Below are 16947 nucleotides of genomic sequence, written 5' to 3' on the forward strand. Positions count from 1 at the left end.
GATTCAGGCGTTACCAGGTCAGTTGCACAAAGGATACACCCTGCCGGGGCAGGTCGAAGGTTAACGTCGTTTTGCCATTGGAAACGGCTTTCGAGGTTGGGGGAGCCAGTTCCTGTAGCTGTCCGGCTTTTTCGAGCGTCTTGTACTGAGCGGCCGAAACCTGCTGCGGGCTGCCCATCGACTTCCAGGCTTCAAACGAATTGCTGTGTTGATCATCCACTCGGTAATGGCGAACCTGCACCTTGTTTTTGCCGAGGCCATTCACGGTCAGTTCTACCGGAGCCGCCGGGCCAGGTACGTTATCGTCGTGATAATTCCAGACCATCACACAAACTGCGTTCTGGCTTTTGCTGGCGATGGCGTTCACGTCGTTGGTGGTTCGTACACCGTTGGCGATGATGTCAGACGCCTTCAACCCGTTGCCGGTTTGCACCGAAAGCCGTTGCCCATTCATCTGACCGAACATCCGAAATACGTTTAGCACGGGCTTGTCGACGCCATGCGTGGCCAGATCGCGGAAACCGGCAAACCACGGCTGATCCTCGAACTCGAACGACCAGCTGACGGCACCCCGCAGGTTGACCTTGTACTGGTCCATCAGTTCGTAGATACGGGCGAACGACGAGGCCGTATAACTCGAATACATGGTGCCATTGCGGTAGCCGTATTTGGGGTCACGCGTGGCCGAGCAGGCGGCACAGCCTTCGGGGTCGCACTCGCCAATGATGATGGGTATGTTTTTCAATTCCGGGAACGAGTTGACCGCTTCAAACGCCCGCTGCACATCTTTCAACTGCACGCCCATATTCATGCGGATATGCCCGTCGACAATTTCCGGGTTGCCCTTGGCGTGAAAGCCGATGTACTGCAGCGGTGTGCCGGTTTTACCCGTCGCGTAGTTCTTTCCCCGCAGACAATGCTCGATGAATCGGGTCAGGTAGCTGTAGGCTTTGTCACTGCGCGGACTGGTAGTGTGCGGACCGCCGATGGTACATTCGGGGCAGGCCCGTTTCAAACCGTCGGCGGCATAATCGTACGTCTGGCAGTATTCATCGAACGTACCGGACCAGTAGCCAATGTCGGGCTCGTTCCAGACTTCCCACAGCCACGAGCTCACCTCTTTTTTGCCGTAACGGTCGATGGAATGCTTCGCCCATTGGTACACCAGTTCGCGCCATTTGTCATAGTCTTTGGGTGGATATGTCCAGCCCGTCCAGATGTTGCCGTTTTTACTCCAGGTATGGGCATAGGGCTCGGGTTTCGATGATAAGTCTTTGGGCATAAACCCGATTTCCATCAGTGGCTTCATGCCCCGTTTGATGTACATATCTACAATGCTGTCGACCGTCACCCAGTTGTAAATGGGCTTGCCGTTGGCGTCTTCTTTGTAGGCATCGGTGAAACCCCATTTTAGATCAGGGCCAGGGCTTTCGCCTTTTGATGTCAACAGGTTATGCGCTCTGACGTAGACCGGCACAGGGCTTAGCTGCTGCAGTTCGGTCAGGAGTTTCTGGCCGTCCTTCCGGGTCGTATAATTGGGTTCGTCGTAGCCGAAAAACGCCCAGAACGGTTTCATCTCGCCCACGGGTTTTGCCTCCACCTGAATGGAAACGGGTGTCTGTTGGGCGAGCGCAACCCGACAACAAAGCAGTATCGTACAGAATAGGAATAGGCGGTTCATGGGATTCGTAAAAGAGCGAAAGAGCTAATGAGTGAAAGAGCGGGTGCGAAATCGGTATACGATATCAATTGGCGGTAAGCCAGTTGTTGAGTTTCATCCACGCAAACAGCGGGTCCATCCAGCCGGGGTGCCGGAAAATAAACCCGTGGTCGCCTTTGGGATAAACGTGCATTTCGACCGGCACTTTCTGTCGGCGCAAGGTTTCGAAATACAGGATGCTGTTGTCCACATCGACCAGTTTATCGTCGGCCGCATGGGTCAGGTAGGTTGGGGGCGTGTTGGCGCGCACCTGAAGCTCATTGGAAAACAGCTCTGCGTCGGCCTGCGATGGACTTTTTCCGAGCAAAGCATCGTGCGAGCCGCCGTGCGTCAGGCTATCCCGCATGCTGATGACCGGATACACCAGAATCTGAAAGTCGGGCCGCAGGCTGGTATTGCCGACGTTATCGACATACGCTTTTTCGAAATGCGTAGCCGCTGTCGAGGCCAGATGACCACCTGCCGAAAAGCCCATGATGCCTACTTTGTTGGGATCAATGCCCCATTTGGCCCCATTTTCCCGGACCAGTTTAATTGCCTGCTGTGCATCCTGCAAGGGTCCGATTTTCTTATCGGCCATGATGGCATCGCTGGGAAGCCGGTACTTCAGCACGAAAGCCGCCACGCCCTTTTCAGCCAGCGCTTTTGCCGTTGTCACGCCCTCGCCTTTATACACGACCACGCCATAGCCACCACCGGGAATGATGATGACTGCCGCGCCGGAGGCTTTGTCTGGGGCTGGTTTGAAGTATTCCAGTGTTGGCTTGGTTATTCCCTTCAGAACACCCGTTTCCGCACCCGTTTCCTGTATATCAGATGTTTTCGAATTGGGAACGGTACCTGAGTAGAGCGGGATGATCTCCTGCGCATTGGCTGTCAATGATGCCGTCATCAGCCAACAGGCCAACGTAGCCAGGGTGTACGTATAGGGTAAGTTGAAGCGTTTCATGGTAACGAGCTAAATTTTATTTGGTGTTTTGTCAGGCTGAGAAACGGTGTATCTGACTGGAGCTTACCGTAGAGGCTTCGTTCCTCAGCCTGACAAAACAATGGCTTTCGGTCTTCTTAGTTGCCAGCCGTCTGTTTATACCCCAGCAAGGACAGCATCTGCGTCGCATATCGTTTCCCTAACTCCCGGTAACCGGCGGTATTGAAGTGCAGGTCATCGGCCGAATCGGTGCAGCCCGCCGACGAAATCACGTGGGCATTTTTGATCGTTTGGGGGAGCGTGGCAATGATCCTGTTCATGCTCGCACATTTGCCGTTCTGGTCGGCGTTGACCGTTTCGCCCGCCAGGAGCGGCACTTTTTTAGGCTTCAGGTCCAGGTCATTCATCAGGTTGTCGTACACGACCTTCACCTTTTTGGTCCAGAGCGTGTCGCCCGTGTTCGACTCACCCTGATGCAGCAGAATGCCTTTGATGACGCCGTCTTTCTGCGCCAGTTTTGCCATCTCGACCAGCCGGGCGTAGGGGTTTCCGCCGTATTCGCCAATGAAATTCTTCATCCAGCCCGGCACATTAGCGGTGTATGATTCGTACTGATCTTTGTCGAACAGCTCGATCTTACAGCCGCCAACGGCCACGTTGATGACACCAATTCTGACCTTTTCGGGTAGGTTGGCTACCAGTTCACGACCAAAATAATCGGCGGGAGTCAGGCCCGTCCGGCAGCGGCAGAGGGGTGGTTTGGCGGTGTACCAGTTTCCTTTCGTTCTATTGATGGCCGGGCAGTCGACGGCTTCCATCACTTGGAAACGGGGGTTTACATTGACGGTGTCCTGGGCTTCAATTTTAGCATTTCCCTCCATGTTCGATTGCCCGAAACAAAGGAAAATGTAAAAATTCTTGTCCTGGGCAACGGCGTTCAGGCTTAACAGAAAGAGCCCGATCAACAGGAGGCCGTTTGTTCTCTTTTTCATGGGGTTACTCGGTTTAGGAAAATACGTTACTACTACTTGCCATTGGCAAATTCAGACTTTCCGCCTGATCAATTCACTAGCAGGGCGGCCCCGTTTGTCGGGATTGTCCAGTCTACTTCCTGATTTTTCGGCAGTTTTGCTGTCGTTACGCTACCCATTAATTGCGCATCATCGCTGTATAGTCTATACTCGGCACCGGCGGCAATCATGGGGAGTTTTACTTTTAGTTTGAGGGGCACTTTCTGGGCATTTACACCGGCGACATACCATTTGGTGCCCTGCCGACGAGCCAGCACCACGTACCGGCCCGGATAGCCGTCGATGTAACGAACTTCATCCCAGGTAGTCGGCACGGTTTTCATAAAGTCGATGGCCCAGGCCGGTGCGTCGGTGAGGTTGTTTGGGGCCAGGGCAAAATGCTGCACGGCACTCTGAAATAATACTGCTGTTGCCAGCGCGTACACATCAGACGTCACTCGTTTGGAGCCCCGGTTTGGCGTGTTGTTCGCATTATAGAATTTGTTCAGGGCACTACCGCCAAAGTCCATGCTGCCCACCGTGTTGCGGATAAACGGGTGAATAGTAGCGTTGAACGCTTCCATATCGCAGCTTCGTTGCGAGAAAGCAAGATTTTCGCTGGCTAACACGGCTTCGCTTGCCGCATAGTTGGGGTACATTTTCTCCCAGCCGCGAGGCAGTGTCGAGCCGTGGAAAATGCACAGGATTCCATAATCGTTGGCGTCGTACAGGATGTCTTCGTACAGCTTCATCGTCTCCTGCTTGTCACCGCCGAAAAAGTCGACCTTAATTCCTTTTACTCCGATGCTTTTCATCCAGGCCATTTCTTTGCGACGGGCAATGGTGTTATCCATAATACCCCGTGGCCCTTGTGGCGCGTCGTTCCAGTAGCCGTTGGAGTTGTACCACAAATACAGGCTAACGCCTTTGCCGGCCCCGTATTTGGCCAGGTCAGCTATTTTATCACGACCGATCTGCGTGTCCCAAAGGGCATCGATCAAGATGGTTTTGTAGCCCATGGCCGCGCTGAAGTCGATGTATCGAACCTGTTCCTCGTAGACTGTTCGGCCATCCATGCCAATGATCCAGCTCCACGAACCCTTGGTATAGTCGTATTTTTGAGAAGCCTCATAACGTGGTTCGACGACATCGAAAGGTATCGTTGTTTCCACTATCGGGGCGAGGGTTTCACCAACCGTAATGGTGCGCCAGGGTGTTTCGCCGGGTAAGGGAATACCCGGTGCAGAGGTGCCGATGCCGTTGTTTTCGTCCGGCATCGGGAAGCCAATCGTGTAGACCCCATCCGCATGACCCATCAGGCGGCTCCCGCAGTACCGGCTGTCGACGCCCGTTTCTGAAATCAACACCCAGCCGTTGGTATTGACTTTGAACAGGCAGGGAAAGGTGTAGCCGTTGCCCCGGCCGTTTTCGCCCAGCGTATCGTCGACCGTATAGGGAATCTCGTAGCTGGGCATCGTTCGGGCAAAACCCACCATCGCTTTGCTTTGCGCCGAGAGAAACGTGGTTGTTCCGGCGGGCAGTGCAAAACCCGTTTTTTCTTCATTGATAACGCAGGAACGCGATGCTTTTTGTGGGTACACTTTGTACTTAAACGCCACATCGGTATTGCTCACCCTGAACGTGATATCAATTGCAGAAAGATTGTCTTTCGAGTACGAAATAGTGCTCTCATTCGCGACATGATGCACCTTGCCTTTCTTGATATTTGGCAACTCGTATGACTTATCGATTTTGGTAATTGTGGCTGCTTTCCCCAGAGCCAGCCCCTCGGAAAAATCACCCACGTTTGTCTTCAGCCCTAGCGGTGATTTAGACAGAAACGATTTGCCGCTAAGCGAAACGCTGTAGACTGGTTTGCCATTTTCCAGTGATACCGTTACCATTAATTTTCCGTCCGGGCTGCTCACCACCGAATTAGTGGTTTGAGCGCTAGCCCAAAAAGACAAGAGCAGGAAAAGTAAGGCCGTATAGTGCATGTTATTTTTCATAAAGAATTGGGCTTCATTTTCCGGAAATTGAAGGGGAAATCCGGAAGTAGTCGAAGTCAGCAAAACCGCCCACAGCCTGGGTAGCGTAGTTAAACAGTCCAAAGCGATAGCCCATGAAGTGCGGGATGGTATAGGGCATTTTAAGCGGCTCGCCAATGGCCGTCCACGCTTTGCCATCGAGGCTGTAAAAGAAATGGGCGGTGTCTTTCCGGTCACGGAAATCACATTCGGCTTTCAGGAAGACCGTTTTTTGAACCAGCGGAACGCGCTGCACCTCCATCGGTTTCCCGGAACTGGCACTGACCATCACAATCGACCGACTGCCATTTTCGACCTTCACACCCACCAGTCCGTAGTTCTTTTGCAACAGGCTCAGCCCGGCGAAGTCGCCGTCTTTCAGGTTCGACACATCGAGCATCGTCGACCCGGCGCATTCGGGACCGATGGTACGCTGGGTAAGGGTGTTGCGGGCCATCACAAACGAGGTGTCGGTCCGGCCGGTTTTCAGACGCAGGAATCCTTTTCGCTCCGAAACCGACCAAAGGCCGTTGTCGGGGTTGTGATTCCACTGCCAAACCAGCGGCAGGGCGGAATCGCCTTTTTTGCGGGTAAATTCGTCGGAGTTGACGATGCCGGGGATCAGGCCTTTGCTGGCGGGAAGGTCGAGCGTTTCGGGTACTTTGCCATTTTCGCCCAGCACCGGCCAGCCGTCTTTCCACTCAACGGGCACCAGATAGGGGATGCGGCCCACGCCACCAAAATCACGGAACAGATACGCGAACCAGCGGCCATCGGGTGTGTCGATCAGCCCGCCTTGTGCCACACCCTTATCCTGCAAGGCTACACGCCCTTCCCACGGCCCGGTGATTTTGTCGGCCCGGTGAATGATCACCGTCCGCATGCCGCCCCGTGGCCACGAAATATTGAACAGGTAATATTTGCCCTTCACTTTGAACAGCTGCGACCCTTCGGCGGGCAGTCCGCCACCGGTACCGGATGGCGTGCTGGCGTTTTCGATAATCACCTGTTCCGTCGTGCCGGGTTTCACCCCCGACGCATCAGCGTTCAGTTCGACCAGCCGGAGTTTACCCGCGCCGTAGATCAGATACGTTCGACCATCGTCGTCGAAAAACAGGCTATGGTCGTGGTAAGACGGTTTGAACGATACTTCTTTCCAAGGCCCTTTTTCTATGTTTTTGGTGGTGTATACATGGGTTCTGCCACTGGTTTGGGCGAAGGTCGTCGCGTAACACGTGCCGTTATGATACCGTAGGCTACTGGCCCACGACCCACGCCCGTAGGTGCTCTTGCCATTGTTCAGGCTCATTGCGTCAACGCTCGTCAGCGTATCGTAGGCGTAGCCAACCAACTGCCAGTTAATCAGGTCGTTTGACTTCATGATCGGCAGGCCCGGACTCAGGTGCATGGTGGTACTGCTCATGTAGTAGGTTTTACCGACCCGAATCATGGCCATGTCGGGTACATCGGCAAAAATGACCGGGTTCCGGGCCGTTTGGGCGTTAGTAGCAACATACCTGAACAGCAGTAGGCAGGCGAGTAAGCTATAGCGGGCAATGAGGGTTGGCATCTCTTCTAAAGACTGAATGAGTTAAGTCAATGGTTGTAAATAGTGCGGTCTTCAACCCCACCCCAACCCCTCCCCTAAAAAAAGGGGAGACGGTCGGCCGCTGCCGGGCTAGAAAAAGGGGACCTCGTTACTAAGCCCCTCCCCTAAAAAAAGGGGTTGGGGTTGAAGGCCTCAAAACACTTACACTATTAAAGAAAGAAGGGCAAACTAATCGTATAAACCCCGTTCAAAATGTATGTTATCAGATTTCAGATCGGTAGCTCTATTGCAGCGGCCCGATCAACTCAATAAAATTCCCATCGGGGTCCTGCACGAAAACGAAATGGGCTTTATCGTTCAGGGGCGTGGGTGTGCTGCCCAGAAATGGCACGTTCATTTTCGTCAGGCGGTCGATGATGGGTTGCAGGGCTTTCACCTGGATGGTGATGTATTGCATTCCCGTATCGTCCTGAATGTATTTCGGCTTTGGGTGCGACGCTTTTTTGCCAAAGCTCATCAGTTTCCAGTCGGTAGCCTCGGGACTGTTTTCGAGTTTCAGCATGGTTACGTTCGTGGCCACGCCGTTGGTCAGACCGGAGCGTTTGCCGAAATCTTCGTTGATCGTAAAGCTGCCCGTTTTGACCATGCCAATGCCATTCACGTAAAAATCAACCGAGCGGTCAAGGTCAGCTACTACAACGCCAATACCAATCGTTTTGCTGGTAAAATTGGATTGTGCCTGAGCGCTTAGGGCACACAAAAAGACAAATAGTGTTGTTCTGACACATTTATAGATAATCGTCATGGTTCTGGTCCTGTTGAAAAGAGGCATTTGTTAATTTGTTACAAGTCTGATTTGGTGAAAGCGAGGGGTGTTGGTTCCGTTCTGAGCTTCGATGGTCAGCGTGATTACATCGCTGTTATCGGCTTTTAATCGAATTGTTTTACCCGCTCTGGAAAGAATTTCAGCCGGCTTTTCGTTGATTATAAACTGAGTAGTGCCCGGCTTGGTATCATCCAAAGCAAGTATGTCAATGTATTTACCCGTCCGGTTTTTGTTCTGTAGCTGATAGGCGATATACGACCGGGTTCGACGCCAGAACTGCTCATCATCGTAGCCCGATTCACTCTTTTCTCCTTTATACTGGTGGTCAACTTCGGGTTGCTGTTCGCCACAATTCACCTTATCGACCGTCAGCGCTTCGAGGGCTATGGCTTCCGCTTCCTGCTGTTTCAATCGGGCTTTCTGCTCGTCGTAGGCTGCCTGCGAAAACGTCTGAAAATACATCTGGTAACGGGCGTCGTGTACCTCGTAAAACGGTTGCAGCGTGAGCGAATCCAGGGCAAAGCGTAGGTTCTCCGTTGGTTTTATCCGGTTCAGATACGTTGCCGGGTCGCCAACCAACGCATAGGCCTCGTTAATGGGGAACAGCCTGCCTTTGGTCTCGTGGCCCATTCGGCTGTCGTCGGCAAAAAGGCCTTTCAGGTCGGCAGTCGACGTTTTGGCCGCCAGTACGATGGGGCCGTTGACAAAAGCCGCCCAGTTCGAGCCATCGGGCAAATACTCCAGCCGCGTCGAGGTCTTGAACCGGACGGTTACTGTATCGCCCGATTTCCATTTTCGGTGAACGGCAACGTAACTGGCTGGCTTTCCGGTAACGGTCTGCGCCTTGCCATTCACCAAAACTTCCAGGTTTTCGGCCCATTTCGGGTAGCGGATATTCAGTGAAAATTCCTGTGGTTTTGTGGTCTCAACGATCAGTTCAGATTGGTTCTGGTAGGGAAACCCGGTGCCCTGGGTCAACTTGAGCTTTTTGTCTGCCCAGTTCACCGTCGATGGAATGAACAGGTTGACAAACAGGCCATCGTCCGAGTGGCTGTAGATCAATTCCCCGTATTTGGTGTGGTTCTCAATACCCGAGCCCACGCAGCACCACATGCTCGTTTCGGGCTGTGAATAGACCCGGTAATGGTTGGGCCGAATGGGCGTGAAATACACAAACCCGCCTGTTGAGGGGTGCTGGCTCGACAGGATATGGTTGTAGAGCGACCGTTCGTAGAAGTCCAGGTAGCTTACGTCGTTCTTGTCCAGGAACAGGGCTTTGCTCAGCCGGAGCATGTTAAACGAATTGCAGGTTTCCGGGCCCTGATTCGACCGTAACATCTGGCTGAAATCGGTCGTGGGGTTAAAATGCTCCCGGACGCTGTTGCCGCCAAACGCCACCGAGCGCGTTTGTGATACGTTCTGCCAGAAATACTGAGCCGCGTCCGACCAGTCGGTCTTACCCGTCAGCGTGGCAATTTTCTCGAATCCAATCACCTTCGGAATCTGCGTGTTGGCGTGTAGGCCGGTTAGTTTGTCCTGATGTGCCAACAGGGGTTCCAGAATAGCCCGGTGCGAAATCCGCTGCGCCGTTTCAAGGTATTTCTTGTCCTTCGTGAGGATATATAGGTCCGCAAACGTTTCGTTAATGCCGCCGTGCTCGGTGCGTAACACCTGCTGAATTTGGTCGTCAGACAGCGGTTTGATGAGGTCAACGAACCAATCGCCCAGCCCGATCAGCACCTGTTTGGCCTGCTGGTTTCCGGCGTACTCATACGCATCGCGCAGACCGGCAAACAGCTTGTGAATGTTGTACAGCGGCACCCAGGTGTTATTCAGGCCAAAGCTGCTGCCGTCGATATCGCCTTTATGAATCCGCTCCCAGAACACCTTACCCTGCGGAATACCACCCACATAGCCATTGCCGTTTTTCGCCTGACATTGCGCCAGTTGACCGATCATGTAATCGAGCCGTTTTTTCGTTTCGGTATTGCCGGTCGACGCATACATCATCGCCAGCGCCGACAGGTAATGCCCGCCGATGTGGCCGTCCAGTCCCGAGCTTTCCCAGTTGCCGTAACGCGGGGCTTTCACCGGTATGCCCGCGTCGATCAGGTATGGAGCCAGCAGTTTATCCGGGTTCAGCGCCAGGATATACTTGAGGTCAACATCCTGGGCATTCTTGAACGGTCCGCCCGTCAGTTTAACATCCTGCAAGGCAAACGGCTGCATCTGCGCCAGCGTGGAAAGACTGAGCAGAAAGAGTAGGGCCGTATATAATAGGTTTGTCTTCAAGGGTAACGTTGTGTTTTAATCATCGAGTTTGTAGGCTGCTGTGTGGTCAGTTTCTTAAAACTGACCAGCGAGGTTTCTCAAAACCTCGCTCTGTTGATAGCCTGACATGGTAGGCTTTAGAAACCTACCATGTCAGTTTTAAGAAACTGACAGCACATTAATGAGCGTTAGTCCGGACTCGCTTCGTTTACTTCGTATACATCGGGTCGTCGCCTTTGTATTTGAGGTACTTGAACGAAGCCGAATTGTCAGATTTGTCGCCAGATGACGTCGCATATAAGCCATACACGCAGCCAATGAAGCTGTTGGCGACTTTGGTGCTCAAAAACTTGCCGTCAACCTGGTCTTTTAGCAAGTTCCAGTTTTTTCCATCGGTCGAGTAATAGAAACTGTACAAGGCACCGGCCGACTGTATTTTGAAATCCACCCTGGCAGCGGCTGACGATAAAGGGACTTCAGTGACTAATTCAAGGGTTTTGTCTTTACTCTTGAACAACTGAATCACGTCTTTCCCTGCGTTTTTCGATTTGGCCGCGAAGTAAAAATGGCGTTCGTCCTGAAAAATTACCAGACCCGCTTTTTCATTATCCGATTTTGGTGAAAAAGTCACTTCGGTTTCGGCGCTGCTGTATAAGTGTTGCTGCCGCTTCCCGACAAACGACGGATTTCCTGCTTCTGAAATTGTTTCCGGCTTTAGGGTAAGCGTGAGCCCATTGGCCTTTGACGTTTTAAACGAACTGCTATCCACCGTTCTCAAAAAAAGCATCGACAAATCAAGCCCTTTGTCGAACATCATCGTGTACCCAAAGTTACCGTTTTGCGGTAAAGCTCCTTTCTGTTTAACCTCTTTAATGTTGGTTTTGTACTGGTATTCAATGGCTTTTTCGCCGTGTTCGATCATCGGCCAATCGTTTACCCACGTCAGCGGAGCAATGAACATTTCGCGGCCTGTATTATAAAAATCGCCCTCGTACGGACGCACCGCCAGGAAGATCGAATACCAGTTGCCGTCGGGGCCTTCGATAAACTGAGCGTGCCCCGCCGATGTGATCGGGTTGGGCCGGTCGGCCGGTAGGCCTCGTTGCGTCAGCACCGGATTGCCTTCGAATGGTACATAAGGTCCCCAAATATCTTTGCTGCGGAGGGCTACCTGCGAGTGATTGACGGAGGTTCCGCCTTCGGCCGCATACAGGATGTACCAACCGTTATGCTTTAAAATATGGGGTCCTTCAATCCAAACCGGTTTTTTAGACAGATCGACGCCCCCGTTCACCAGTTGCTTTTCTTCGCCCATTACCGTCAGATTCTTGTAGTCAAACGCATACATTCGGATGGTGCGATGTCCCGAATAGAGCGGTTTGCGGTCAGGCGCATCGCTGTTGTAAATGATATAGGCTTTGTCGGTCTCTTCATCGAAATAAATGGAAGGGTCAATGCCTTTTACCTGCGGAATTTTTACCGGATTGCTGTAAGGTCCCCCCGGATTTTTGGCCGTTACGACGAAATTTCCATCATGGTCAATATCGGTACAGGTCACGTAGTACGTCCCCTTGTAGTACGTGATGGCGGGGGCAAATAACCCGCGCGTCATCCGCTCGCCCATGAACTCCATTTGCGAAGGTCGGTTGATCACATTGCCGATTTGCTTCCAGTTTTTCAGATCACGGCTGTGCATGATGGGCAAACCCGGGAAATACGAAAACGTAGAGTGCACCGAGTAATAATCAGGCCCCACCCGCACAATGCTCGGATCGGGGTAGAAGCCCGTCAGGATGGGGTTGGTGAGGGTGGTTTGGGCGAAACTCCTGTGCATTGAAAGCAGACTAAGGGCTACTAAAAGAATCGAGAAAAGGCGGTTTCTCATGAGGTTTGTTTTGGGTTAATATAATGGCTTGTGTAATTGTTGTACGATGTTCTACCCCACCCCGACCGTCTCTCCTTGAAAAAAGGAGAGACGGTCGGCCGCTGCCGGGCTCAGGAACGACGTACCCTTTTGCTAGCCTCTCTTCTTTTTTCAAGGGGAGGGGTTGGGGTGGGGTAGAACACTGCTCCCTCTTGGGGATGACAAAAGACTAAAATACTACTGCCCAACCAGCGAGTACACTTTGCCGGGTTGGGTGGTTATGTCATACAGCACGGTTTCTTTCAACGCCGGTGGCGTCAGATTAGCTTTGGCGGATATAACGGGTGTTGGCGTGTTTTCTGTCATGTAGAAAGGATTGGTATTGGGGCCAGATGCCTGTTTCAGCACGACGCCTTTACCCGCTTTCAGGGCATTCGGTGTTCGTATTCGCAGGTTGCCGCCGAGGTTGGACTTGATATCGACCTTCGCCAGTTTACCGTCTTTCCACTGCATGCTCACCACCTCAAATCCACCAATGGCACGCAGGCCGCTGATACTGCCGGCAGGCCAGACGTCGGGTAGGGCGGGCAGGAAATGAATGGATCCATCGGCGCTTTGCATCAGCATTTCCGTAATGCCCGACGTGCAGCCGAAATTACCGTCGATCTGAAAGGGCGGGTGGGCGTCGAACAGGTTATTGTAGGTGCCACCGCCCTCTTTTGTGACGCCCAGCGGAGTCAGTTGATTCTGAATCAATGTGTAAGCGTGGTTGCCATCCTGTAGGCGGGCCCACCAATTCACTTTCCAGCCCATGCTCCAGCCCGTCGACACATCGCCCCGGTGGATGAGGGTTGTTTTGGCAGCATTGAATAACTCTGGTGTGCGGTAGGGCGAAATCTGAACCGCCGGGAACAGGCCGTACAAATGCGATACGTGCCGGTGGTGGTCGTCGGGGTCGTCGACATCATCCAGCCACTCCTGCAATTGACCAAATTGTCCCACATGCATAGGCGGCAATTTGCTGCGCATTTTCCGGAGTGTGTCGACAAAGGCAACGTCTTTTTTCAGCAACTCCGCAGCCCGAATCGTTGTCGTGAATACGTCGAACGCAATTTGGTTGTCCATGGTCGTGCCCGCGTCCAGCGACGAGCCGCCGTGGGCTTTCGGTGCATTTTCGGGGGAACTGCCGGGGTTAACCACCAGCCAGTGGTATTTCGGATGTTCTACTAAAAAGTCGGCGTAGAACGTAGCGGCTCCTTTCAAAATCGGGTAGATGGAGGCCAGATAAGCTTTGTCGCCACTGTAAAGATAATGCTCCCAAAGGTGCTGGCTGGTCCAGCCGCCACCGGCAATCCACATGCCCCAGAAGGCCCCATCGATGGCACCCGTTGCCCGCCAGATGTCGGTGTTGTGGTGGGCCATCCAGCCGCGGGCACCGTACATGACCCGCGCCGTTTCCTGACCGGTCTCCGCCATGTCCTTCACCATATTCAGAAAGGGCTCATGTAACTCGGCGAGGTTGGTTTTCTCGGCGGGCCAGTAGTTCATCTGAGCGTTGATGTTGATCGTGTACTTGCTGTCCCAGGGTGGCCGCATTCTGTGGTTCCAGATTCCCTGTAAGTTAGCTGCCTGTCCATTTTCCGCATCGGCGGACCGTCCATCGCGGCTGGGTTGCGAGGAGGAGATCAGCAGATAGCGACCATATTGATAATACAGCGCGACCATCTGCGGGTCATTGGTGGTTCGAAAATTCTTCAGTCGTTCGTCGGTGGGGAGGTTAGCGGCTTGGGTGGACCCTAAATCGAGCTTGACCCGGTTGAAGTATTTCTGATAAGCAGCAACGTGTGGCGTCAGAATAGCCGCATACGACTTGGGGTAAGCCTTGTTGAGGTACATTACCGCCCGTGCGTTTTCATCTCCGCTAATGTCTTTGTAGTTTTTAAAATTGGTGGCAATCGAGATGTAGATCGTAGCGGCATTAGCCCCCTTCACCATTAATGTGGAGTCATTGGCTGTGATACTGCCGCCTTCGGTCTTGATGCGGGTAATGCCTTTGAATCTCACCATGCCTTTCACCCCGTCCTGATCGGAGGTAGTACCGGCAATGGTGAGTTCATTCGGCGATGCCGTTTTAATGACGGGCTTGATGTGCTGTGTGAAATAGGAAGCGGAAAACGATAATCGGCCGGGTTTGCTGGCGGTCAGGTGCATCACGATTACCCGGTCGGGAAACGATGCCAGTGCTTCGCGGGTGTAGGTCACGCCATCGACGGTATACGACGTTCTGGCCACGGCCCGCTCAATGTCCAGTTCGCGGTAATAATTGGTGTAGTTCTCGTGCCCGTCGAAGGTCAGGTGCAGGTTGCCTAACGGCTGAAACATCTGCCCGTTCGATTTTTTGGTGATGATGGTTTTGTTGGCCAGAGCCTCCGCTTCTTTCTGCTTGTTGTCGAAGATCAGCCGCCGGATTTCGGGCAACGACGCCAGTGCTTCGGGGTTATCGTTCCGGTTCGGGCTACCACTCCATAGGGTGTGCTCATTCAACTGGATGGTTTCTTTCCCCACGTTACCGTACACCATCGCCCCTAATCGGCCGTTCCCGATCGGTAAGGCATTTTCCCAGGTCTGGCCGGAGGGCTTTGAATACCAGAGCTTTAAGATGGACTTGCTTTGCGAAAAGCCAGCCATTGATAGGGTTAGGAAGAAGAAGCAAAGGAGTGGTCTCATAGCTGGCGTTCAGATGAATCTCTCTTTTTGTTTAGAGAAAGGCTGCGTCTATAATGGCAAAAAAGATGAAAGAGGATAAAGCCTTAATCCTCTTTCATCTAATCCTTTATATGAACTGTGGTTTAGTATTCTACCCTACCCCAACCCCTTAATTTCAAGGGGAGGGGTAGAACACCGTAGAACAAGTATGCGGTTTGTTAATAGCCCGGATTCTGCGTGAACTTCGGTCCGTCGACCACGCGGTCGATCTGCGTTTGCGGGATGGGCCGCAGCATATGGTAATCCTGAATGTAAGGAGCCCCTTCCGGATTCCAGGCCTTCACCCGACGTACCAGCGAGCGGGTACGAACCAGGTCATGCCACCGCTGCCATTCGCCAAATAACTCACGGCTGCGCTCATCCAGAATAAAGTCGACCGTTACGTCAGCGGCCGTGATAAGCATGGACGCAGCGGCTGCTGTATTCTGAGCGGCCGTGTTAGTTTTCTTGAAGGCTGCCCGTTGTCTCACGACATTCAGTAAATCGGCCGCTTTGCTGGCGTCTCCTGCTTTCATGTACGCTTCAGCACCCGTCAGATACACATCCGAGAAGCGGTACAGCACAACCGGGCGGGTCGACGGGTCGTTGAAGTTGGCACCCCGGCTGGGGTCCATGAATTTCTTCAGCGCGGGGAAAATACCGTTGTTCCACAAGCTGGGGGGCACCACGATTCCTTTAAAGGGCCGCGTACCGACAAATTGGGGCGCTCCCGCCACCTCGAAATCGGGAAGCCAAACGGCAGTGTCGGCCCCAACGACGGTTGTATAGCTAATACCCCGTTTGTTATTGGCGGCCGTAGCCGTGTTGGTCACCGCCGTATTGGCGATGTATACCGTGGTAAACGAATTGGCAAAGCGGGTATCGACATCCCGTTTGGTAAATGCCTGATCGAGGAAATAACTCTTCCCCGCATTCGGGCCGGTTTTTAACTTATCCGTATTGGGGCGCATCCGAACGTACGGGCGTCCGTACTGCGAATCGCGAATCATGCCGGAGGTACCATTGTTGACCAGGATTCCGGACGCATTCACAAACGAGTTGATACCGCTGTTGTTTGGGTAGTTCCAGTTCGTGAACCAAGGCGTCAGGTTTTGCGCGGCACCACCACCGGCGGCCCCACCTACGGTATAATAACCAAACTTCGGATCGAGCACGTGGTCGCTCACAAACATGGTTTCTTTGCCGTAGTCGTTGGCGGGTGCAAAGGCATCGCCATAGTCCGCCCACAGATCAAGACCATAGGCAGATTTATTGGCAATAATATCGGAGCAAATCGTAGCGGCCTGCGTAAAATCGGCTGCCGTGTTGTTGAGCCAGCCACGGGTCAGATACGCTTTGGCCAGCAGCAGCTGGGCTACCGGTTTGGTCGCAGCTTTGCCGAGGAACGGGGCGGTTGGCGTATTCGGCAGATCGGCGGCTGCTTCGGTCAGGTCCTTGATGATCTGCTCATATACCTGAGCGGCTGGCTGGCGCGACGCAGCCTGCGAGGGAACCGTAATGAACGTGGTGTTCAGCGGAACATCGCCCCAGGTCTGCACCAGATAAAAATACCAGAACCCACGCAGAAACTTGGCCTGGGCCAGGTATTGCTTGCGGGTAGCCTCCGGCAAGTCGATGGTAGCGCCGTACTGCAATACACCGTTCAGCGTGTTGATGTCCTGAAACGCGACGCCCCAGGCCGAACCGAAGTTGCTTCCGTTCAGTCCATTATAGGTATAAGCGGGGCCACCGCCCGAACTGGCACCCTGCACGAAATCATCGGTACCGGCCTGCATTTCCACGGTGAACCCTTCGGTACCCCACTGCCCCCGGATGTCGTTATATACCCCGGCAATACCACCCAGTACCCCGGCAGGGCTGTTGAAGTAGGAGGGAACAATCTGTGACTGTGGGTTCTCTTCGAGTATTTTCTCGCAACCTGTATTGAGTAAAGCCGTAAGACCAATGATGGCCCAAACGTTTATATATTTCATAGGAGTGTCCAGA

At 53.1% G+C, this 16947-nt stretch carries 10 protein-coding genes; all 10 read right to left on the reverse strand.

The window, feature by feature from the left end; genetic code table 11:
* Window positions 1–10: 10 nt before the first annotated feature.
* The 10 genes from ACYVK4_RS25070 to ACYVK4_RS25115 all read right to left on the reverse strand — a co-directional run bounded on the left by ACYVK4_RS25070 (window position 11) and on the right by ACYVK4_RS25115 (window position 16934).
* Complete coding sequence (locus ACYVK4_RS25070) at window positions 11–1681, reverse strand: GH39 family glycosyl hydrolase (RefSeq protein ID WP_461130312.1); 1671 nt, start codon at window positions 1679–1681, stop codon at window positions 11–13.
* Window positions 1682–1745: 64 nt separating this feature from the next.
* A complete protein-coding gene (locus ACYVK4_RS25075; RefSeq protein WP_461130313.1) occupies window positions 1746–2669 on the reverse strand; it encodes an alpha/beta hydrolase in 924 nt (307 codons plus the stop codon).
* Between the two features lie 116 nt (window positions 2670–2785).
* On the reverse strand, window positions 2786–3640 hold the full coding sequence (locus ACYVK4_RS25080) for a sialate O-acetylesterase (RefSeq protein WP_461130314.1): 855 nt from the start codon (window positions 3638–3640) through the stop codon (window positions 2786–2788).
* Between the two features lie 68 nt (window positions 3641–3708).
* A complete protein-coding gene (locus tag ACYVK4_RS25085; protein ID WP_461130315.1) occupies window positions 3709–5667 on the reverse strand; it encodes a glycoside hydrolase family 97 protein in 1959 nt (652 codons plus the stop codon).
* A 13-nt stretch (window positions 5668–5680) separates the two neighbouring features.
* A complete protein-coding gene (locus tag ACYVK4_RS25090; RefSeq protein WP_461130316.1) occupies window positions 5681–7255 on the reverse strand; it encodes a glycoside hydrolase family 43 protein in 1575 nt (524 codons plus the stop codon).
* A 262-nt stretch (window positions 7256–7517) separates the two neighbouring features.
* Entirely contained in the window at window positions 7518–8039 is a 522-nt protein-coding gene (locus ACYVK4_RS25095; protein WP_461130317.1) for a VOC family protein, read from the reverse strand.
* Window positions 8040–8069: 30 nt separating this feature from the next.
* Window positions 8070–10352, reverse strand: coding sequence for a glycoside hydrolase family 127 protein (locus ACYVK4_RS25100; protein WP_461130318.1), 2283 nt, complete (start codon window positions 10350–10352; stop codon window positions 8070–8072).
* A gap of 187 nt (window positions 10353–10539) precedes the next feature.
* Window positions 10540–12216 carry a glycoside hydrolase family 43 protein gene (locus tag ACYVK4_RS25105; RefSeq protein WP_461130319.1) on the reverse strand — a complete coding sequence of 559 codons (1677 nt, stop codon included), beginning with the start codon at window positions 12214–12216 and terminating at the stop codon, window positions 10540–10542.
* Between the two features lie 216 nt (window positions 12217–12432).
* Window positions 12433–14922 (reverse strand): glycoside hydrolase family 95 protein, encoded by a 2490-nt coding sequence (locus tag ACYVK4_RS25110; protein ID WP_461130320.1) that lies wholly within the window; start codon window positions 14920–14922, stop codon window positions 12433–12435.
* Between the two features lie 197 nt (window positions 14923–15119).
* Entirely contained in the window at window positions 15120–16934 is a 1815-nt protein-coding gene (locus tag ACYVK4_RS25115) for a RagB/SusD family nutrient uptake outer membrane protein (protein WP_461130321.1), read from the reverse strand.
* Window positions 16935–16947 lie beyond the last annotated feature (13 nt).

The sequence above is a fragment of the Spirosoma aerophilum genome, assembly GCF_054782495.1.